A 21,747-nucleotide genomic window follows, 5' to 3' on the forward strand; every position below is an offset into this window, starting at 1 on the left:
ACCAACATTCACAAAAGTTCATCAATTAAATATGCTTTTCCGCATGATAAGATGAACGTACAAGCGGAGCGCTCTCCACTTTATTAAAACCTTTTTTTAATGCTGTCAATCTATAAGATTCAAAGTGTTCAGGGGTTATATACTCTACAACAGAAATATTCTTTCTCGAGGGTTGAAGATATTGTCCGATGGTCAGTACTGAGACACCGGCTTTTAACACATCATCCATTAACTCATACACTTCTTCAGAGCTTTCTCCCAATCCAACCATAATACCTGTTTTGGTTGTTATCCCGCTCTTTGCAATATGGGATAATACGGCTAAACTCACATCATATTTTGCGGCGCTACGCACTAACGGAGATATTCTCCGCACAGTTTCCATATTATGCGAAATAATTTCAGGAGCAGCATTAACCACCATATCCACCAATTCAAGATTTCCCTGGAAATCGGGAATGAGAACCTCCACTGTAGTTTCAGGATTAATCTCTTTAATCTTACGAATCGTATTCACCCAATGCTTTGCACCCAGGTCTGACAAATCATCACGGTCTACCGAGGTGATAACCGCATGCTTCAACCCCATCAGACGGATACTTTCGGCTACATTCTCAGGCTCCTTCAAATCCAAAGGTAAAGGTTTACCTGTTAACGTATTACAAAACCTGCACGAACGCGTACATATTTCACCGCCAATCATAAAGGTAGCTGTTCCTCTACTCCAGCATTCACCCATATTCGGACATTTACCACTAGTACAGATTGTATGTAAACAATGAGATTCTACTATGTTTTTTGTCTTTGTGAATTGGTCGTTTCCTCCGAGCCGGATTTTCAACCAATCCGGCTTCCTCAAATGTTCTGCCATTACAAGTTATCAAATAAATAATTAGACATTTTGGTATACAAATGATAACGTGTATTACCACCAATGATGCTATGATTCCGGTCTTTATACACGTGCATATCAAACTGTTTACCAGCTTGCACCAATGCTTCGGCATATTCCATTGTTTGCATAAAGTGAACATTATCATCTGCTGTTCCGTGTATCAATAATAATTTTCCCTGCAAATCTTTTGCTTTACGAAGCGGAGAGGTCGCCGCATAACCTTCAAAGTTCTCATTAGGGGTACGCATGAAACGTTCCGTATACACAGAATCATAATATTTCCAGTCTGTAGGAGGAGCTACAGCAATACCCACCTTAAAAGTTCCGTTGCCGGTACTCAAAGCCATCAACGTATTATAGCCGCCAAAACTCCAACCCCAGATAGACATTCTATTTTTATCTATATAAGGAAGTTTAGCCAATGCTTGGGCAGCTTCGACCTGATCATGAGATTCGATATCTCCCATACGTAAATATGTACATTTGCGGAATGCTTCCCCGCGGGCACCAGTCCCGCGACCATCAACACAAACCACAACAATGCCTTTGCTTGCCAAATAATACTCCCAGTCAAAACTATATTGATCTAGTACTTGTTGAGAGTTCGGGCCACTATATTGTGTCATCATTACCGGATATTTCTTCGAAGAATCAAAATTGGCAGGTTTCACAATCCAAGCATTTAAGTCATAACCTGATGCCGTATGTACTGTCATAAACTCCTTCCGGGCAAATGAATATTCAGAAAGTTTATTCTTTAAGGCCATATTATCCTGTAACACGCGTAACGTTTTTTTTGTTTTAGTTTCGTTTACCGTGATCTTTGCCGGAGTATTGGCATTTGAATAATTATTTACATAGTAAGCAAAATTATCGCTAAACGTAGCATTATTCGTTCCTTCCTCTGTAGAGAGTTTAGTCTTCACCCCTTTTGCATCTATCTTATAAACAGAACGGCGAATCGGGCTTTCTTCTGCCGATTGGTAATAAACAGTCTTCGTTGCTTCATCTATCCCCAGGAATTTAGTAACATCCCAATTACCTTTCGTTACCTGGCGTTGCATAACACCTGTCGGCGAATAGAGATAAATATGATTATAGCCATCTTGTTCGCTGACATATACAAAACCATCTTTCATAAACTGGATAGATGTCATCAGATCCGAATCAATATAGCTTTTATTATCCTCGCGAAGAACCAAACGTGAAACGCCGCTCTTCGGGTTAATATAATACATATTGAAAGCATTCTGCCAACGATTCAATGTCATAACAGCCAACTGGTCAGGATTATTGGTAAAGACGATCCTTGGAATATAAATATCCCCGGCACCCGGCACTTTCAGTGTCTTAGTATCTTTCGTTTCAATACTATATGAATGAACACTTACTTTTGAATTCTTCTGTCCGGCTTTCGGATATTTATAATTATAATAACCCGGATATAGTCCATCTCCATACATCTGCATAGAATATTCCGGAACTTCCGATTCATCAAAGCGAACATACGCCAAATATTCACTATCAGGAGACCAAGCCATCAGATTCGTTACAGCAAACTCTTCTTCATATACCCAGTCTGTGATACCATTCAATATTTTATTTAATTCACCATCCTTCGTTACCTGTACTTCCGTATCATAGTCAAACTTTCTCAACCAGATATTATTATCACGTACATAGGCACACATACGGCCGTCAGGAGAAAAAGTGGGGATCATTTGTTTACTGGCAGACTCCGTAAGGGGTTTCAAATAATTACGACGGACATCATAATCATAAACAACAGCTTTAGAAGAACGACGGTATATAGGCTCTGTTTCACGCCAGACCAAAATATGATGTCCGGTGTTACTGATCGTATATCCGTCAAAATCTACAAACGTACATTCACGGGCTCTACCGGTATCAAACAGAGTGTCTACCGGATTACCTGTACGGTAAGAATATTTAATGATCATACTCTTATCTTTACTCATTGCCGTATAGTGTTCGCCATCCGGCAATGAACGCATTTCACCAATATTCGTAACCTGACGGAACTTTCCATCCGTTATCTCTTTCAAACCTAACTGCTTACTTCCATTCTGAGCAAAAGCACTTCCCATTGCTACCAATGAGAGCAATATACAAAGACTTATTCTTTTCATTATCTATTTATAGTAGTATTGTTGTACTTTAAATTAAGTTGCAAAGTTAACATAAAAGCAATGAATAAGAAGTTTTTATATATCTTTGCTGTGTGAAAAATACTAAACCATATAATGAATTCGGAGACTTTTTAAAGGAAATATTCCCTTATAAAGTACAAAAAATATCTATTAACGCCGGATTCACCTGTCCAAACAGGGACGGGTTAAAGGGCTTTGGCGGTTGCACATACTGCAACAACCAGACTTTCAGCCCAGAATACTGTCATACTGAAAAAAGTGTCACCGTACAACTTGAAGAAGGCATACGTTTCTTCTCCCGTAAATATCCGGGCATGAAATATCTTGCCTATTTCCAAGCCTACACTAATACGTATGACGAAACGGAAATATTGATCAGGAAGTATGAAGAAGCCCTGAGCTATCCCGGAGTGGAAGGTATTATTATCGGTACACGTCCTGACTGTATGCCAGACACATTACTGGAATACTTTGCCAGGCTATCCACCCACAAATTCGTTATGATAGAATATGGAGTAGAAAGCACATTGGATAAGACCTTGTTACACATTAATCGCGGACATACATATTCGGAATCGGAAGAAACGATTCGACGTACAGCCGGCATGGGTATCTATACGGGAGTACATCTTATTTTAGGATTGCCCGGAGAAAGCAGAGAAGAAATATTGCATCATGCCGATATTTTATCTGCACTGCCCATTACCACATTAAAGCTGCATCAATTACAACTGATCCGCAACACGCGCATGGCTAAAGAGTATACAGAGCATCCCGACTTATTTCATCTGTATACGGTTGACGAATACATCGAATTGGTAATCGACTTTATTGAACGGTTAAACCCCTCTATTGTAGTAGAGAGGTTCGTATCTCAGTCTCCCAAAGAACTGCTTATTGCACCCGATTGGGGACTAAAGAACTTTGAATTCACAGCCAAAGTAAACAAACGAATTGCCGAACGAAACACTTGGCAAGGCCGTTTGATCTCTACTATTTCATAGATGCAACTTCTCCATAGAATGTAATGCTCTGCTTATTGACCGGTACTACATTAATGGTTGATGAACCGTTAGGGTAAATTTGCACATTGAAAGTATAGTTATCTTCATCTGTACGAACTTTAAATTTTATCTGTGCATCTCCCTTCTTTTTATAAGTTACTTTGTATTCGCTCAAGGGTTTCTCAAAACGCAACCCGTTTCCTCCACCATAAGGAACAGAGTAAGCCTGTCCAAAATAGGGGAGATAAGAAATCACTGAATCTCCTTTCACCTCTAATGAATAAGAAGAAGTTAGATTAACTGATCTTCCACTCATTGGAATAGAACGGTTTACATCTATTTTGAAATGACCCTTGTCAATCATTTTTTGCACCTGCAACTCTTTTTGCACCTTTTTCTCTTTATTACTTTGAGCAAAAAGGGATTGCCCGCCAATTAACAGGACAATCCCCAGCAAGAAAACTAACCTAACATTCTTCATAACCTTAAACACTAAACACCACTAGCTTTTATATATAAGACAATTAGTCAAACCAAAAGGTTTAATTAACAGATATAAAATAACTTAATAATAATCTAAAAAAGGAGATTATGAGTATTGGCAAATAAACACCTTGTGTAAGTTCGACAACTTTATCTATCTTTATCGCCATAAAAGCAATAAATAGTATTATAAATTATATGGAGCAAAAACATCAGTACCGGGGTTTAACTAAACAAGAAGTTGAAGAAAGCAGACAGCTGCATGGAGAGAACATATTAACACCTCCTGAAAAAGCTTCACTATGGAGCCAGTTTTTAGAAAAGTTTGACGACCCCATCATCAAAATTTTACTTGTAGCTTGGATACTTTCCATGATTATCGCCGGAGTACACTGCTGGGGGCCGGAGGCTAAAGGTTTTACTGCTTTTTTAGAACCGATAGGAATCTTTTTCGCTATCATGCTTGCCAGTTGCGTAGGGTTCTTCTTTGAAATGAAAGCAAACAAGGCATTTGATATTTTAAATACGGTTAATGACGATACTTTGGTAAAGGCCATCCGTGACGGAAACATATGCCAGATATCCAAAAAAGAGGTTGTAGTAGGCGACATCATTGTACTGGAGACAGGAGAAGAAGTACCAGCCGACGGAAGCCTGCTGGAAGCTATTTCACTTCAAATAAATGAGTCAACCCTAACAGGCGAACCAATTATCAGCAAAACAACCAATGAAGCCGATTTTGACCACGAAGCCACCTATCCGTCCAATGTAGTTATGCGTGGAACTACCGTTATAGACGGACACGGAATAATGAAAGTAGAAAAAGTAGGAGATGCCACCGGATATGGCAAAGTATATGAAGGATCACAAATAGAAAGCGGTGTAGAAACGCCTCTGCAAACGCAATTAGCCGGTTTAGCCAAAGTAATCAGCAAAGCCGGTTATTCTATAGCCGCCCTCACCTTTATTGCTTTATTGGCTAAGTTACTTCTTTCATCATCCGGCATGCCGGTTATGGATCTGATAGCCCATATTCTGAACATTTTTATGGTAGCCGTTACGTTAATCGTAGTTTCAGTACCGGAAGGTTTGCCAATGAGTGTTACCTTAAGTCTCGCATTGAGTATGAACCGAATGCTCAAGACAAACAATCTTGTCCGCAAAATGCACGCATGCGAAACGATGGGAGCAACAACTGTTATCTGTACGGACAAAACCGGTACATTAACGCAAAACCAGATGCAAGTACATCAAACTAATTTCTATAATTTGAAAGGCCAGAAACTTGAAGACAATGAGATTAGCAATTTAATAAAAGAAGGTATCTCTGTAAACTCTACTGCCTATCTGGATTTCTCGGACAACGATAAAGTTAAAACACTAGGTAATCCAACTGAAGCCGCTCTGCTTCTATGGTTAAACAGTCAACAGCAGAACTATCTGGACTTAAGAGAAAATGCAGCCGTAATAGAGCAATTGACCTTCTCTACGGAGAGAAAATATATGGCCACTGTCGTAAAATCACCTTTACTCAACAAGACAATATTGTATGTAAAAGGCGCTCCTGAAATAGTGTTGGCCAACTGTCAGCGTGTCGCAACCGACGGAACATTTAAGCCGGTTGAAGATTGTAAAGCCAACATAGAAACGCAACTGCTGAATTATCAAAACCAAGCCATGCGTACACTGGGATTCGCTTATCAGGTATTAGACGACAAACAGGAAACATCTGTTTTTGCAAATGGCAAACTTCATAATGCAAATCTTACTTTCTTAGGAATCGTAGCTATCTCCGATCCTGTCCGTTCGGATGTTCCGGCAGCTGTGCAAAGTTGTCTTAACGCGGGCATTGACGTTAAGATCGTTACCGGAGATACACCGGGAACCGCAAAAGAAATCGGAAGGCAAATAGGCACTTGGCAAACAAACGACACCGAACACAATATTATTACCGGACCTAATTTTGAAGCGTTAAGTGATGATGAAGCACTTAATCGTGTTTTAGACCTCAAAATCATGTGCCGCGCCCGCCCTACAGACAAACAACGTCTTGTTCAGTTGCTTCAACAAAAAGGAGCAGTAGTGGCAGTCACCGGAGACGGAACCAATGACGCTCCTGCACTAAAAGCAGCCCAGGTAGGTTTGTCCATGGGAGACGGAACATCCGTAGCCAAAGAAGCCAGCGATATCACTATCTTAGATAATTCCTTTGGCAGTATCACCCGTGCCGTTATGTGGGGGCGTTCTCTATACCGTAATATACAAAAGTTCCTGTTATTCCAGTTAACGATTAACGTGGCAGCCTGCCTAATCGTTTTACTAGGTTCGTTGCTTGGCACCGAATCTCCATTAACCATTACACAAATGTTGTGGGTTAATCTTATTATGGACACATTCGCAGCAGGAGCTTTAGCATCTTTGCCTCCCAACGAAAAGGTAATGCAAGACAAGCCACGTAAAAGCGGAAAAGGAGGAGATTTCATCATTACCCGTTCAATGGCCTACAACATTTTTGGGGTCGGTATCTCTTTCGTCATCATCCTGATAGGACTGCTTTTATACTTCCATGCAGAAGATGGATTAACGCCTCATGATTTATCATGGTTCTTCAGTTTCTTCGTTATGCTGCAATTCTGGAATATGTTTAATGCTAAAGCATTCATGGAAGGCACCTCTGCTTTTGCCAATCTGAAAGAAAGTAAAAGCTTTTTATTTGTTGCTCTGATTATCGTTATAGGGCAATATCTGATCGTTACTTTCGGTGGAAAAATGTTTAGTGTCATACCTCTTTCATGGAAAGATTGGGCAATTATTATCGGTTCCAGTTCATTTGTCCTATGGATCGGAGAAGCATGTCGCTTCATTCAGAGCCTCCTCAAAAAGAAGTAGGCATATTTCTACAGAAAGGTCAGCACCTAAAACGAAAAAGGTAGGCAACTAATTGTAAAAAGTTGCCTACCTTTTTTATGTTCTAAATCTTACAAATCATGAGCCGAAAGCCGGACTTGAACCGGCGACCTACGCATTTTCTGCTGAAGTGTCTTATAATGAGGAAACCTCACGTTTTAAATATGATTTCCCAAAACAGAGAAATGGAGAATTTATAATACCTAAAACTATCAAGGAAGTAAAACTGACTAAAGAGCAACAAAATAAACTTGCAAACGGAGAGAGAGTTTTACTTCAGGACATGGTTTCCAAAAGTGGCAATAAATTTGATGCATTTGTTTGTTTAGACAAGCAAAAAGGAACGATCCACATGGAGTTCCCCGTCAGGGATCAATTTATGGGAGCAATATTTACTCCCGAACAAAAAGAAAAACTTCAAAACGGGAACCCTGTTTGGATGGAGCTGGAAAAGAAAAGCGGAGAAAAATTTAAAGCCCCTTTACTCTGGAATTCGCAAAAAGGATTATTTGAATTTGAACAAAGAAAAGAACAACAAGAAGTTGGTAAAAATCTGGAAAACAGACAACAAAAAGGCCTAAAGCCCTAACTTTTTTCTTTAAATGGTTATGTTCGTGTATTTATTACAATTACTAAGCTATAATATTACTGTATTCATCCGAACGTTCGTTTTAAAGCTTTATTTCTTAAATTCAGAAACCTTATTCCCAACCTCAAACATTACAATACCTTTTCCTTTATACTACCTATATCTTTGCTACTGTAAGCTTACAGAGATAGTTAATTTATAGGTGAGTTCCGAAAAACCTTTGAGAGAGTAGGAAAATTAGTATTTAATATTATGGCAGCAAATTTGAATGACATTTTATTTTATAATCAAAACGCAGGACCTGTAACAGGATTTGTATTAGCACCTGCAGTGCCTCCAGCCCCTCTTATTTGTAATACAAAAGCTATGTTTGCCAATCAAGCTAATTCTCTTCTAAAAAGAAGAGACCAGTTAGATGATGACAGCCCGGTTTGGACACAAATAGTTACATATTTGAACGGCATTCAACTTATACCAGCTAATGGAAGTAACCCTCAGTATACAGAAGCTATTGCAAATAATACTTTAAATGGCGATATGCTTTATCATGCAAGTCGTGGTAAAAAAGGTTCTGACACTTTAACTGCTATTTTTACCTATGATTCATCGGTGATACCGAATAGAGTACAAGTGTATATATTAGGAAAGCATATCGCAGGTGATAAATATGAAATCCTATGGTGTGCAAATTCTACTAACACAGGGAAAGAATTTACTCTAAAAGAAAGAATAGATTATCAATAATTATATAATTTAGAGTGGGATTATACCCACGCATAAAAATTGGGGTACCCCATTTCGTATGCTTTAAGCTAGAATAAATCTCATTTATATTAGGTATTTGCTCGGCCATGCTCATGTTGTCACGACTGAAATTTATGCTATTGCGAATGACGCAAATGCTCAACCAGGAGTTTGGCGTTCCCTAATTAACGATTTTGCTTTTATGCAAAAAGGAGATAGAGATCCTTCTTGGACAGAGTAATCTACCAATCAAATAGGGACTAGTCCTAAATAGTCATAACAGATTTATAGGATTAGTCATTATTTTTCAATATCGTAGGGTCATCTGATCTTTTTTCAGAAAATCATTGTCAATTATGTAAGCATCCATCTGATCAGCAGGAAACGGCTTAAGAAAATTTTCTATCCAGATTTATCTAACGAAGGGTCAAGCCATTTTTCTTCATCTTTTTGATTGAGTATCGCCTCTTTCTTTTTATAACGCAAATGTATAGTTAAGTTATTTGAACCGGTAGTTAAGGTTTTGATCAGAATGTAAAATCTTTTTATGGCTAAAATACAATCAATTAGAAATATATTAGCTAAGTAAAAATAATACATTATCTATTTCAAAAACCAAAATAGGTACATATAAACTTTTGTCTTTTTCTTGTTTTGTAAGCTTAAAAGGATAGTTCATTATAAGCAGGTTTCGAAAAGCCTTAATGGTAACAGGTTTTGACCCATTTCCATATTTACTGCTTATTATCGTAATTTGTTAGCCAAATGTTACTCCATAAAATCAGAAGAAAATGAATAAATTTAGCTACAAATTCACTTTACGTAAAGATCGAAAATTAAGAAATGGGGATTATCCATTATACCTGGTATTGATCCATGCCAGGACAAACAAAAAAAGATCTCTTAATATTGCACTAAACAGTAAAAATTGGAATGAAGATAAACAGGTCGTGAAAAAAGGTGATACGGATTGTTCCAGGAAAAATAAACTTCTTACAATCTATAAAAACAGAATTATAAACTATGAAACCGAATGCATTATTAAAAAACATAATATCAATCTCGATGACGCCATTAAGGCCTTAACCGGTGAACAAGATTCTTCCAAGTCTTTCTACGGGTACATAAAACAAGAATGGAAAAACCTAAGCACAACCCTTAAACCATCCACCCTGAAAAGATACAAATCCCATATAGCCGTTTTAAAACGTTTTAAAAGGACTTTATATTTCTCTGATATAGACCTTTCCTGCATAAATATGAAACATATTTAGCTATAAAGTGCCAAAATGAACGGAATACAATAGCAAAGTCTCTTAAATGGATGAAAGCTATTACAAGCAGGGCACAAAAAGATGGAATTATTGAAACATCACCCTTTTTAAACTATAAAATAACCACCGATCAAAAGCAAAGGGAGCATCTGACATTAAAAGAAATAGCCAGGCTGGAAAAGATATACCACTCTCCCATTCTATCAGCTAATGAAAAAGAATCACTCCGCGCATTCCTTTTCTGTTGCTATACCGGTCTTCGTTTAAGTGATATGAAAACCCTAACATACAACAACATTAATGATAATACAATATCACTAAACATGCATAAAACAGAACGTCAAGTAAACATCCCAATAATACCACAAGCTAAACGTTTTTTAAATCCTGATTTCAAAAATGTCGTTTTTAATGTCATCTCTGACCAAATGATCAATAAACATATCCGGAAAATAACTGAAATTGCTAAAATCAAAAAGAAAATATCCTTTCACACTGCACGGCATAGCTTCGCAACAAATTCACTGGAACTGGATATACCTAAAGATGCAGTCCAAAAAATGCTTGGACACCAATCTGTCAAAACGACGGATATATATACTCTTTATACGATAAAACACTTAAAGCAAGTAATGAAAAAATGGGAGAAAGCATGAATGTTATCCCAGCAAAGGTCTTTGTTTACACGTTGTTTTGCTAAATACCACAAAATCAAATATGCTCGTATTAGTTAAGTTCCTCATTTACCGTAACCGAATCAACTCCGAGTGTTTATGTAATAGTAGGAAAATAAACTGTACCATAACCTTTAATAGTAAATAACCTATTGGATTACGTGGTTTATTATATAACGTATTATGTCATTCATAGCCCTAAATCCTTGACTATCTGTTTAACGATATTCATCTTTACGCTCGATGCGTCCGCCTTGTCGTAGATAAGCAGCAAGTATATTTTCCCCTCTTGTTCTGCAATGAGAGCATTGTAGGTAATGACACGAGCGCCACCGGATTTGCCCCGTCCTTTGGCTGTAATGGGCATTCGGATTTTGCGGATATTGGGAGCTATTTCCGTCCCTTGCAAGGGACTTTCTTTTAGACTGTTCAAAAAGGCTTCATAATCATCGGCAAGCCCTCTGTAACGCTTTGCCAGCCTTTTCAGTTCCGTAGCAAAATAATCAGAGGGTACAAACTCTAAGCTCATCTAACAAGGCTTCTGCCGATTTGAGTTGTATTTTTCCGTCCATGTGATCTTTGACCTGTTGCAAAGCTCCTTTGAGTTCTGCCATTATATCCCGTTTGTCGATAATGGTATCTTCTTCTTTGACAGGGACAAGTTTAAAACTGCCCTTTTCCCTTGACTTCAATATGATGTCCTCGCCGTTATTGACCATATCCAAGAACTTAGTTTGGTTGGCTCTGAAATCTCTTGTGCTGATTACTAACATAATTCTTTGCTTTTATTGTTTCTGTAGCAAAGATAGTGTTTTATTTATTGGTTGCCAAATTGGACGCATTTTTTATTAATTTACTTGTTGTTTGTTCTGTTTCTAAATAGCTCCTTACATTTTAATCTTAAACGATTCCTTTCCAACTCTTACAACGTACATTCCGGAAGTAAGATCAATAGACATAGATCTGCCATTAGATATACCTGAATAAACGAGGCGTCCTGAGAAGCCAACAATAATAACTTTATCCCCAGCTGTAGCACCTTCTATTGTTATTTGATTGCCGGCAGTAAATAATTTGACAGGAGAATCAATTTCTATAGCTTCATTCGCTGTTACAACGTCTTTTAAAGTCCAACCTATATCCTGAAGCATACCGAGGACTATGGGGCCAGGGGAAAATGTATAATAATTATCTTTTCCGTTCATACTTGTTACACCACCTAAACCATATGCCATTAAATCATTAATTGTCCTAGAATACTCAATGTCTATATGAGAGATACTAGAAGAACTCCACGTTTTAGGAGCATAAATTTTAACACGCTCTCCATTATTTGCTTTTGTTCCATTTTCCCCTAACCAATATACTGCATCTGATGTCAAAATATTTGCTAGTTCTATAGAATTATTGGAGTATTTTGAGGTATTTATTAATTGATAGCCTTTATTATCTCCAATAAAAGTATCATAGATATTAGCTTTGCCTGATACCGAACTTCCCCATTGTCCTTTTTTGTTAATAATTGCAAAACTATCTCCTCCTATTCCTAACCCATGGCAAATTTCATGGAGCATTGTAGGAATAATACTATTTTTACTATATTCAATTGTTGGATCAATAGGGTCTGGATACCATTGTTGTTTTTCTTCTAAGCCAAAATACCAATTAACATTTGATTTAAAAACACATATAATGTCTGCTATATCTATATTCTTATCGTAGCCTAATAACTGATTTATCAAAGATAAAGGATAGTAATAGCCATTAGTATACTGATAATTATACATTGCACCTCCTTCGGCTACGGTACTATTACTTTGTATATTATTACACCACCCAAACTTTACTCTAATAGGCACGGTTATTTCTAAATAAGAAGCCCATATCTCTGCTGCTTTATAGGCTGCCGCTTTTGCTTCTTCCGGCCAAGGGAGAATATTATAGTCTCTTGCTTCTGCATCTTTATCTCCCGGCTTCATAAATTCTATAAGAATTCTATCTGTTGTCGGAGATTGGGCATTAAGATATCCACTGAAAGAAAAAAACAAAGATATTATGTAAATAACAAGAAGATCAATACGTTTCATAATTTTACCTTTTTAGTTTTGCCGTTATATAACTGAAATACTTAAAGTTGTATAACGGCAAATATAAATTACTTATTCAATATATGCAAATTAATGTAAAAACATTATGCCTTTTTTAAAGGTCGCATTTGAACAATAAGCGGACTATGTGATGATTTTTTCTTTTGTTGGGAAATGACTTTATCCTGATAAGCATGTAATGTGTTTATTGTGTCACAGAATAGTTTCATAGATACATACATTTCTCCATTGACCGATACAACATCTGCCCCTGATACTAATATTTCTTCCTTCATCTTATACCTCCTTCCTGGATTAATGCAAGGTCATAAGAGCCTCCAACCAAAAGAAAAACATATAAAATGACCAACAGAAGGGTGCATAACTTAGCTTCACTTTCATTGCATTTAATTGCACCAAAGGATAAGAACGAATAAACCTTGGCAAGATTCAGCCAAGTAAATGGATTGGAGATTTGTACACGTTTCCGGCTCCCGATTACAGGTACGGTTAATTGATTTGATTTCATAATGTGATGACTTTGACTTTTAGGCAGAAAAAAAGCGGCTGCCATTTCCACTCGTCAAAGTCATCACATAAGCCCACCGAAGAGCATTAAGTAAAAGGAAAGGCAACCGCCAATATTTTTATACAATTAAGTAAGGACATAAAAAAAGCCCTGACTTACAAATTATGTCTGAGCATTATCCGTTACTCATTCGGCATAGACAAACTATGATGACTTTGACTAATGCAAATATGCGAATTATTTTTGAATTGACAAAAGAAAAAGGTTGATTTTTTTTCGCGTTGTTAGATAATTGTATTTATGATAATTGTTTCCCCTTGTTATACCCCCTAGAGAGTTTTATAATAGTATCTCCTTAATTTATAACCAGATGTGTTTGCCTAATATTCTTCCTCATGGACTACTAAACAAGTTACGATCAATGGAGGGAACGTAAATACCTCTGTTACTTTTACAAAGAATGAAGTTCCCGAGGTAAAAGGGCGCGTTACAGTGCAAAATTCATATAGCTGTAGTTCTGGAAATACATCTGTAAGCATCACAATTAGAAATTATGCAAGTTCAGGTGAGATATACACTTTAACCCAACCAGGAAGCCCAAGCGCACAAGTGCCATTTGGATATTATGAAATTGTGAGTGTACAAGCTACATGTAGCGGGGTTCCGATGAATGATGCACGGGTATTAGAATCTACTACCGGAACAAGTTCTTCATTTTCTGTAACCGAATCAACTCCGAGTGTTTATGTAATAGTAGGAAAATAAACTATACCATAACCTTTAAGAGTAAATAACCTATTGGTAGAATTTAATTAGTACATATTTAATTCTGCCAATAGGTTATATCTTTCCACTAAAAGAAAAAACTATATATTAAAAAGGTTCACATTCTTTTCACACCAAAATGTAAAAATTCATTTACTAATAGGCAAAACTAAAATTATAGCAACTCAAATTCTTTAAATAAATCCTCCATTATACTGCTTGACGAATTTACCAAACTCACACTTTTGCGTCACTAGTAATACCGTGGTTATATAACATAAAACACCCTTAATGTGATTGAATTATTTTAATATGATTTTTTTTCAGGAAGTGCTTGTTTTTTACAAACTTAATTCATATATTTAAAACCAAAAATATGAAACTTGAAATATTGAAGATATTTTACGATATAACTAAAACACAATGCAAATTGATTAAAAGTAAATAAACCAAGTGTAGTATAAAAGGATTGAGCCACCTTTTGTTATAATCACTGGTTTTTAATTAAAGTTACGTGCCGGTTTGAAAAATTTAATTATCAATTTATTATTTAGAAATGGTTTATTTGAAATCAGTTCATTTATGCTAGTAATATAATTACAGATACTGAAAAGTATAACAATGGAAAGGATTGTGAAAACATTATGAATTTGACAAATATGCCACCTTTGGAGTTTATAGATGTTATGCAAATGATCTAAATAGTAACTATTTACTATTAAACTAGATTTAATACTTAAAAGTTTTGATAAAAATATTAACTCAATACTGCTAAAAAAATGAAGAAGTTAACACTAAAAAAATTGAAACTAAATGAAATAACTCCTGATAATCAAAAAGCCATACTGGGAGGAGATTACTCTCATCCGACAACAACGACAATTTCTATAGTCTCGGTCATTGCATGTACAACAACCGTAACAGCTGCGACCAAAAGTCCTGACCCGGGTTGCCTATCTGCAGAACCTGGTACTAGGGATTCTTGTGGACTGTGTACGACAAATTATGCATGTTGATAGTATATCTTTATTTAATTAGGTTGTTTATATTACTATAAATAAAACCTATAAAACAGTAATGCGATGGCATATTTAATTTTCAAACAGCAGAAAATTAATTTCCTATAATTTTAAATCAACTTAATTACACATATTTACGTTAGTTGTATTTATAAATTTATAACAAATTGGTTTTCTGCTTGTTTTTAGATGTAATGTTCACTTTGTATCTATAATAGATATAATATCCATTCTTTATTCAATTATTTCGATAATATTAGTAGAAGTTTACTATAAGCATTTGATGGCGATTGTTGTTCTTTTTATTAAAATTATCTAGATTCATTTTATTAATAAATTACAATGACTTGGAAAATATTAATCGAAAAACAAAACGAGAGACATATAATAAAAAATAAGATTAATGATATCTATGAGGCAATCATTAATTACTATGATAGCAATTCTGTTGGATTGCTGGGAGGATATGGAGGTTGCCTTTTATTTCTCGCATATTACTACAAATTTACCCAAGAGGAGAAACATTTGCTTATTTTACAAGAAAAATGCGATCTCGTTTTTAATGATTTCATTAAATGCCAACGAGGGACATTCTGTGATGGATATTCTGGGATTGCTTGGTTGATTAGATTTTTTGTAAATGAAGGATTGATAGAATCTTCAAATATAGACATCTATCTACGACAAATAGACAGTTTTATTTATTTATTCTTAGAAAAAGATATAAGCGCTAATAATTTTGATTATTTGCATGGCTCACTAGGCATGGCATATTATTTTATTTCACAAAATAATGAAAATGGCAAATTTGCAATAAAAAATTTTTTATCAGCTTTGGATAAGAATAAAATTGATAATTCAGATGGAAGTATCATGTGGCTATCTGACGTATACATTAATGTAAATCAAAAAAAGACAGTATGTAATTTAGGATTAGCTCATGGAATGGCAAGTATTCTAGTATTGTTAACAAAACTAATTGAGAATCATTTATTTGAGCATTGCGCTAAAAATATACTCCCCCAATTAATATTGTACTATAAAAACAATGTAAACCCGGTTAATTTATATTCTACTTTTTCACAGTGGTTGACTGTTGAGAATAAAACAAATAATGTAAGCCGATTAGCATGGTGTTATGGAGATTTAGGAATAGGGCAATCTCTTTATAAAGCTGGAAAATTATTAGGAGACAAGACACTTATCGATTTGGCATTAATAACATTAAGGAAGAGCACCAATCGAAAAGACCTTAAAACTAATTTTATAACTGATGCTTGTATTTGTCATGGTACAGCGGGTTTATGTCATATTTATAATCGCTTATACCAATATACAAATGAAAAAATATTTCAGAATGCAGCAATATATTGGTTAAATGAAACATTAAAGTTGGGGAATCAAAATGGACCTTTTTCTGGCTTTCAATTTTTAGATGCAGGAAAATATAGTTCTAATTTTAGTCTGCTATCAGGACTCTCAGGAGTTGGTCTGTCTCTTTTGGCAACAATTGATTCTGCAAACCCTAAATGGGATGAATGTTTAATGCTTTCATAGCAAAGAAACAAAATGGTTGGAGTAATTTATCTATATAAGATTATTATGTTTTAAATAAGATTTATTTCATATGCAATAACCATACACTCAATTTATTCAATTCATGAAAAAGAGTAACACTGTCAATTATATTTTTTTTGAAAAAGGAGTTTTACGAACACCCTATTTCCCTTTCGATTATATTACATTTATTAATTCAATTGATAAATTATTATCAATTGAATCATTTAAAGAAGCAATATATATTGCTTCACCTAGTTTATTTGAAGACGCATATATAAAAAATAAACATTTTGAAAAAACAATACTGTCAATTGTTAAATATTTTATTAGATCATGTTGTAGATCCACCCCATATGGATTATTTGCAGGCTGTGAATTAATACCAATTCAAAAAGAGAATACATCACAGGTGGAACTTGAAGAAGAAAGTCATTATAAAACATATTCAAGAGTTGATATGGAATCTCTCTGTGAATTAATTAATATTCTAGAGAAAGAAGAAAAAAATCGCCATTTGCTAAAATATCATGTCAACACGACTTTATATAAATTCTTCAAATATTTCAGATATATAGAATATAATAAAGATAATCATAAAAGAAAATATTCATTTTCAGAAGTAGAAGAATCTGATTATTTGAAGTTAATTTTAAATATGGCTTATTCACGTTCTTCGACAATTAATGAATTAGCTAATAGAATTGTATCAAATGAAATATCTTTACTCGAAGCAAAAGAGTTTGTTTGGGAATTAATCGACAATCAAATATTAGTTAGCGAACTTGAGCCTTCTATTTCTGGATTAGATTACATTGGTCAACTTCATGAAAAAATCAACAAATCGAATTTAGATAACAAAAACTTTAATATTATCAACAATATTATTGATATACTAATTGCTGCAGACAAATTGAGAATAGGTGAAAAAATAGAAAAATATAAAAAAATAGAAGAACAATTCGATAGTAATCTTCACTATCTTCCGAAAAATATTTTACATGTAGATTGTTTATTATCTTTTAAAAAAAAATCTTTTATTGGAACTGATATATGTAATTCTGTATTAAAAGGATTGTTTGCCTTAAGTCATCTAACACCTATTAGAAATAATAATTCTCTTTCTTCATTCAAAGATGCTTTTTACAAAAGATATGAAGAAGAAGAGATTCAATTAGTTGTTGCTTTGGATTCTCAATCAGGTATAGGATTTGGTGATATAAACGAACTACATGGAGATATAAATCCTTTAATTGATGATCTACTTATATCTTCGTCAACTAAACTAAACTATTCATTTGAAATTGATGCTATAAGTGAGTTTCTATTGAATAAGTATGAGGATTGCATTAAAAAAGAATCACTTTCAATTAATATTACTGAAAGCGATATTGCATTATTAGATAATTCTATTGTTGATCAATTACCAAGTCATTTATATACCAATATAAAGGTTGTTGATTTGGGGGAAAAGAATTCCGGTCCCATAATATATATAAATGGATGCGGAGGCCCATCGTCTGCTAATTTGTTATCTAGATTCGGATATTTAGATTCAAAATTTGAAGAATATATAAAGCAACTGGTTGATCATGAAAAGTTTTATTTTAAAGATCATATACTTGCTGAAATATTACATTTGCCAGAGGATCGTATAGGAAATATACAAATGCATCCTTGCAATAGAGAATATGAAATATCTTATATATCAAATCCAAATAAAGATAATAATACTGATATTAAACAGATTTCAATAGATGACATAATGGTATCAGTTCCTCATGGTCAAAAAATAGTATTACGATCAAAAAAATACAATAAAGAAATACTTCCACGGTTGACAACTGCTCATAATTATGCAAAAGGTCTGCCGATTTATTGCTTTTTATGCAATATCCAACATCAAAACAATCAATATCTTAATTTTAATTGGGGATCATCATTTAATACAAAACATTTTCTACCTAGAATTGTATATGAAAACATCATATTATCACCAGCTAAGTGGAGAGTAAATTATTCAGATCTTCCAAAACAAAATAATTCTTCATTTGATGAGTATTGTCGTGAGATTGCAAATTGGAAAAACAAAAAAAAAATTCCTGATTTGGTGGAGATTGTTGAATATGATAATACGTTGTTAATAGATTTTACAAAGCAAGTTATGGTAAAATTGTTTTTGGATTTTGTACAAAAAAAGAAGATTTGTCTATTAGAAGAGTTTTTGTTTTCAAATACAAAACATCCACTTGTTAAACGAGGAGAACAAATATTTGTCAATGAATTAATATTATGCCTTCATAAAGTTCTGTAAATATGAATAAGAGAAAGTTTATTATTGGTAGTGAATGGCTGTATCTGAAAATATATTCAGGTCCCAAAACATTAGAAAATATATTAGTTAACGATATATATCCCATGTTAAATAAGTTGATTAAAGAAGAAATAATTGATTCTTATTTTTTTATAAGATATTCTGATCCAGGTTATCATATTAGGCTTCGTCTACATTTTGTTGATATTAACAATTTGTCTATAGCTATTAAGAACTTAAATAACGTTTTGTGTGAATATGTCGATAATCATATTATTTCCAAAGTTGTTGTGGATACTTATTCAAGAGAAATTGAGAGATATAATAATCTATATATTGTCAACGTAGAAAGATTATTCTATTATGATAGTGGTTTTATACTATATTATTTAGCTAATAGTCAAGAATGCGACACGGAAAAATGGTTGGTCACAATAAGATTTATAGATTCAATATTATCCAGTTACAATTTTTCAATAAATGATAAATTTGAATTTTGCAACCAGGTTTATTGTGGGCTGAGTGATGAATTAAATATGAATCATAAAGTCACTAATAAACAATTGAAGTTGAAGTATAGAAATAACTCTGTTTTGATAAAGAAAATATTGAATGCAAACGATATAGTTTCAGTAAAGTGGATATTAGATATAAATATATACATATCAAATATAGATTTTTTTGTAAAAAAAACAATTTCAGAAAGTTCAGCTACATTATTCAATATTTTGTCAAGTATTATACATATGCATGTAAACCGATTATTTAGAACTAAACAGCGTATGAATGAATGTGTTATTTACTACCTTTTAGTTAAGCATTATAATTCCATTGTAGGATTTGCTAAATACAAAAAATCTAATGATTGAAATTCTAGCATAAAGTATGCTTATTATATGAATAGAATATATCCAACATTACTTTTCTATATTAATCTATTATTATCATTTTTCATTCCTCAAAAAATGATATATGTTGAATTTAGTAATCTTTACTAATTTATTGTCTGGAAATTGTAGGAGCTATCTGATTTTTAATATTATCAGAAAAGTATATCAATTTGGAGTAGTAGATTAAGGTTTTTAGTTTAAAAATCTGCCATTGCTGTAACTAATTACATATTTTAATAGACTAATATAATAAGAACTTAAATCAAATAACATGAATATAGAACAAGAATTTATAGATCAACTGATGTTGAACAAACATACAATTTATAAAGTATGTCTTATGTTCGCAAAGGACAATGACGACATCTATGATCTATATCAAGAGACAGTTTATAATTTATGGAAAAGTTATAAGAGTTTTGCTGGTAAAAGTTCAATTAACACATGGATTTACCGTGTTTCACTCAATACATGCATTACTGATTTCCAGAAAAAGAGAAATTGGAATTTTGTACCTTTAGAGCAATGCACTGGTATTTATGATGATGACGAAAAAGATTGTTTAATCAAAGACATGTATTTGCTCATTCGAAGACTCAATCAAGAAGATAGAATGTATATCATGTTATGGTTAGAAGAAAAAACATATGAGGAGATAGCCGACATTATTGGAACGAATCGTAATAATGTAGCTATAAAGATACGCCGCATCAAAGATAAACTTAAAAATATGTCGAATCAATAAAACTTTATACAATGGAAATTGAAGAATTACAAATGGCCTGGAAAAAGCTAAACAATAAAACTGTTCAGAATAATTTCATTAATGAACGAAAAGTCATAGAGATATTGTCAAATCGTAAAGAAACCCATTTGCAAAAACTTTTGCGAAATGAAAAAAAAGGGTTTATTGTTTTAATTGGAATAAATTTGCTGGTAGTGTGCTGTTTCCTTATTTATAAAGAATATCATTCTCTTATATGGTTATGGATCACTGCATTTTTTACAGGAATATTTAATCTAATTATGTGTATTATATCTCAGAAGAAATTAAATATTATTTTATATGAAGACAATTTACAAAAACAAATTCGAAATATGCTAAACTATAGGTTGTTTAAAAATAAATATACCATAGCGACCTATCTGAGTATTGTTCCATATATGATAAGTTTTCTCTATTATAGTGGTAATTCACTTTTAAGCTATATACTTCTTGGGGTTATATTGTTAATTATTAGTATTTTGGATTACTTCAGTTTTCACCATATAGTAAATATAGTAAAAGATGTGATTCATATTAATAAAGAATTATCAGAGCTTAAATTAACCAAAAACACCCAAAATGATTAAACAAGATTATTTAATCCGAATGATTCAAGAGATTGTTTCATTTATTATTAATACGATTTTACGGAAAAATGAGTTTATAAGGAGAGATTGGTCAATTTACGATCATTTGATAAAAGAAATATTGGGATTTCCTACAGAGAGTTTGATAAATATAAATGTACAAGAATTGATAGATAAATATGAAAAAGACTCAGATAGAATTGAGAAAATAGAATTGGCAGCTATGACAATACTGAAAATATCTTATGAAATGGATAATGATATTTTATTAAAATCAAAACTTCAACAAAATGGTATTATCTTACTTAAGTATGTTGATAAAGAATGTAATATTTTTTCTATCCAAAGAGCGCAGCTCATTTCACAACTTGAAAATAATTGTTAATTAACTGTTTGATGGTTTGTTCTCTTAGACTCAACTCAAATTATTTTCTATTTTATTTTTCAATAAGAAAATAAGCAGGATAAGAGAGCTAATTAAAGAATGATAAT

At 33.6% G+C, this 21,747-nt stretch carries 20 protein-coding genes and 1 pseudogene; 13 read left to right on the plus strand and 8 right to left on the minus strand.

Going from position 1 to position 21,747, the window contains the following annotated elements; all coding sequences use genetic code 11:
- Positions 1 to 25 precede the first annotated feature (25 nt).
- Positions 26 to 871: a lipoyl synthase gene (gene lipA / locus ACYIB7_RS12250; RefSeq protein WP_099464236.1), complete on the minus strand. Its 846-nt coding sequence runs from the start codon at positions 869 to 871 to the stop codon at positions 26 to 28.
- Entirely contained in the window at positions 871 to 3,045 is a 2,175-nt protein-coding gene (locus tag ACYIB7_RS12255) for a S9 family peptidase (RefSeq protein ID WP_480337213.1), read from the minus strand. The genes lipA and ACYIB7_RS12255 overlap by 1 nt, the downstream gene beginning before the upstream one ends.
- A gap of 92 nt (positions 3,046 to 3,137) precedes the next feature.
- On the opposite strand from ACYIB7_RS12255, the gene mnmL reads away from it, so the two are divergent.
- A complete protein-coding gene (gene mnmL / locus ACYIB7_RS12260) occupies positions 3,138 to 4,070 on the plus strand; it encodes a tRNA modification radical SAM protein MnmL/YtqA (RefSeq protein WP_103982615.1) in 933 nt (310 codons plus the stop codon).
- On the opposite strand, the gene ACYIB7_RS12265 is transcribed toward mnmL, so the two are convergent.
- Positions 4,060 to 4,551, minus strand: a complete 492-nt coding sequence (locus ACYIB7_RS12265; RefSeq protein ID WP_480337214.1) for a DUF4251 domain-containing protein — start codon at positions 4,549 to 4,551, stop codon at positions 4,060 to 4,062. The two genes, mnmL and ACYIB7_RS12265, sit on opposite strands and share 11 nt — an antisense overlap.
- 200 nt (positions 4,552 to 4,751) lie before the next feature.
- On the opposite strand from ACYIB7_RS12265, the gene ACYIB7_RS12270 reads away from it, so the two are divergent.
- The 4 genes and pseudogenes from ACYIB7_RS12270 to ACYIB7_RS12285 form a co-directional block, all read left to right on the plus strand.
- Positions 4,752 to 7,442 (plus strand): calcium-translocating P-type ATPase, PMCA-type, encoded by a 2,691-nt coding sequence (locus tag ACYIB7_RS12270; RefSeq protein ID WP_480337215.1) that lies wholly within the window; start codon positions 4,752 to 4,754, stop codon positions 7,440 to 7,442.
- 148 nt (positions 7,443 to 7,590) lie between these two features.
- Complete coding sequence (locus ACYIB7_RS12275) at positions 7,591 to 8,049, plus strand: topoisomerase C-terminal repeat-containing protein (RefSeq protein WP_480337216.1); 459 nt, start codon at positions 7,591 to 7,593, stop codon at positions 8,047 to 8,049.
- A 252-nt stretch (positions 8,050 to 8,301) separates the two neighbouring features.
- The gene (locus ACYIB7_RS12280; protein WP_480337217.1) at positions 8,302 to 8,793 is read left to right on the plus strand and encodes a hypothetical protein; all 492 of its coding nucleotides are present in this window, start codon (positions 8,302 to 8,304) and stop codon (positions 8,791 to 8,793) included.
- An 869-nt stretch (positions 8,794 to 9,662) separates the two neighbouring features.
- Positions 9,663 to 10,720, plus strand: a pseudogene (locus tag ACYIB7_RS12285) (phage integrase SAM-like domain-containing protein); the annotation flags it as partial.
- Between the two features lie 211 nt (positions 10,721 to 10,931).
- Here ACYIB7_RS12285 and ACYIB7_RS12290 read toward each other — a convergent pair.
- The 5 genes from ACYIB7_RS12290 to ACYIB7_RS12310 form a co-directional block, all read right to left on the minus strand.
- A complete protein-coding gene (locus ACYIB7_RS12290; protein WP_480337218.1) occupies positions 10,932 to 11,270 on the minus strand; it encodes an addiction module toxin RelE in 339 nt (112 codons plus the stop codon).
- The gene (locus tag ACYIB7_RS12295; protein WP_480337219.1) at positions 11,245 to 11,514 is read right to left on the minus strand and encodes a type II toxin-antitoxin system Phd/YefM family antitoxin; all 270 of its coding nucleotides are present in this window, start codon (positions 11,512 to 11,514) and stop codon (positions 11,245 to 11,247) included. Before ACYIB7_RS12295 ends, ACYIB7_RS12290 begins: the two co-directional genes overlap by 26 nt.
- A 114-nt stretch (positions 11,515 to 11,628) precedes the next feature.
- Positions 11,629 to 12,828 (minus strand): hypothetical protein, encoded by a 1,200-nt coding sequence (locus tag ACYIB7_RS12300; RefSeq protein WP_480337220.1) that lies wholly within the window; start codon positions 12,826 to 12,828, stop codon positions 11,629 to 11,631.
- 104 nt (positions 12,829 to 12,932) lie between these two features.
- Entirely contained in the window at positions 12,933 to 13,124 is a 192-nt protein-coding gene (locus ACYIB7_RS12305; protein ID WP_480337221.1) for a hypothetical protein, read from the minus strand.
- Positions 13,121 to 13,357: a hypothetical protein gene (locus ACYIB7_RS12310; protein ID WP_480337223.1), complete on the minus strand. Its 237-nt coding sequence runs from the start codon at positions 13,355 to 13,357 to the stop codon at positions 13,121 to 13,123. Before ACYIB7_RS12310 ends, ACYIB7_RS12305 begins: the two co-directional genes overlap by 4 nt.
- 633 nt (positions 13,358 to 13,990) lie before the next feature.
- Between ACYIB7_RS12310 and ACYIB7_RS12315 the strand changes: the two genes are divergently transcribed.
- From ACYIB7_RS12315 to ACYIB7_RS12350, 8 genes are all read left to right on the plus strand, one after another.
- Positions 13,991 to 14,122, plus strand: a complete 132-nt coding sequence (locus tag ACYIB7_RS12315) for a hypothetical protein (RefSeq protein ID WP_480337225.1) — start codon at positions 13,991 to 13,993, stop codon at positions 14,120 to 14,122.
- 779 nt (positions 14,123 to 14,901) lie between these two features.
- Positions 14,902 to 15,138: a hypothetical protein gene (locus tag ACYIB7_RS12320; protein ID WP_480337227.1), complete on the plus strand. Its 237-nt coding sequence runs from the start codon at positions 14,902 to 14,904 to the stop codon at positions 15,136 to 15,138.
- Between the two features lie 345 nt (positions 15,139 to 15,483).
- Positions 15,484 to 16,698, plus strand: coding sequence for a lanthionine synthetase C family protein (locus ACYIB7_RS12325; RefSeq protein ID WP_480337229.1), 1,215 nt, complete (start codon positions 15,484 to 15,486; stop codon positions 16,696 to 16,698).
- A 103-nt stretch (positions 16,699 to 16,801) separates the two neighbouring features.
- Complete coding sequence (locus ACYIB7_RS12330; RefSeq protein WP_480337231.1) at positions 16,802 to 19,012, plus strand: lantibiotic dehydratase family protein; 2,211 nt, start codon at positions 16,802 to 16,804, stop codon at positions 19,010 to 19,012.
- Between the two features lie 2 nt (positions 19,013 to 19,014).
- Positions 19,015 to 19,881, plus strand: a complete 867-nt coding sequence (locus tag ACYIB7_RS12335; protein WP_480337233.1) for a thiopeptide-type bacteriocin biosynthesis protein — start codon at positions 19,015 to 19,017, stop codon at positions 19,879 to 19,881.
- A 292-nt stretch (positions 19,882 to 20,173) separates the two neighbouring features.
- Complete coding sequence (locus ACYIB7_RS12340; RefSeq protein WP_480337235.1) at positions 20,174 to 20,647, plus strand: RNA polymerase sigma factor; 474 nt, start codon at positions 20,174 to 20,176, stop codon at positions 20,645 to 20,647.
- Positions 20,648 to 20,658: 11 nt separating this feature from the next.
- On the plus strand, positions 20,659 to 21,255 hold the full coding sequence (locus ACYIB7_RS12345; protein ID WP_480337237.1) for a hypothetical protein: 597 nt from the start codon (positions 20,659 to 20,661) through the stop codon (positions 21,253 to 21,255).
- Positions 21,248 to 21,640: a hypothetical protein gene (locus ACYIB7_RS12350; RefSeq protein ID WP_480337239.1), complete on the plus strand. Its 393-nt coding sequence runs from the start codon at positions 21,248 to 21,250 to the stop codon at positions 21,638 to 21,640. Before ACYIB7_RS12345 ends, ACYIB7_RS12350 begins: the two co-directional genes overlap by 8 nt.
- Positions 21,641 to 21,747: the final 107 nt, after the last annotated feature.

Source organism: Parabacteroides sp. KHUB-03 (assembly GCF_056640975.1).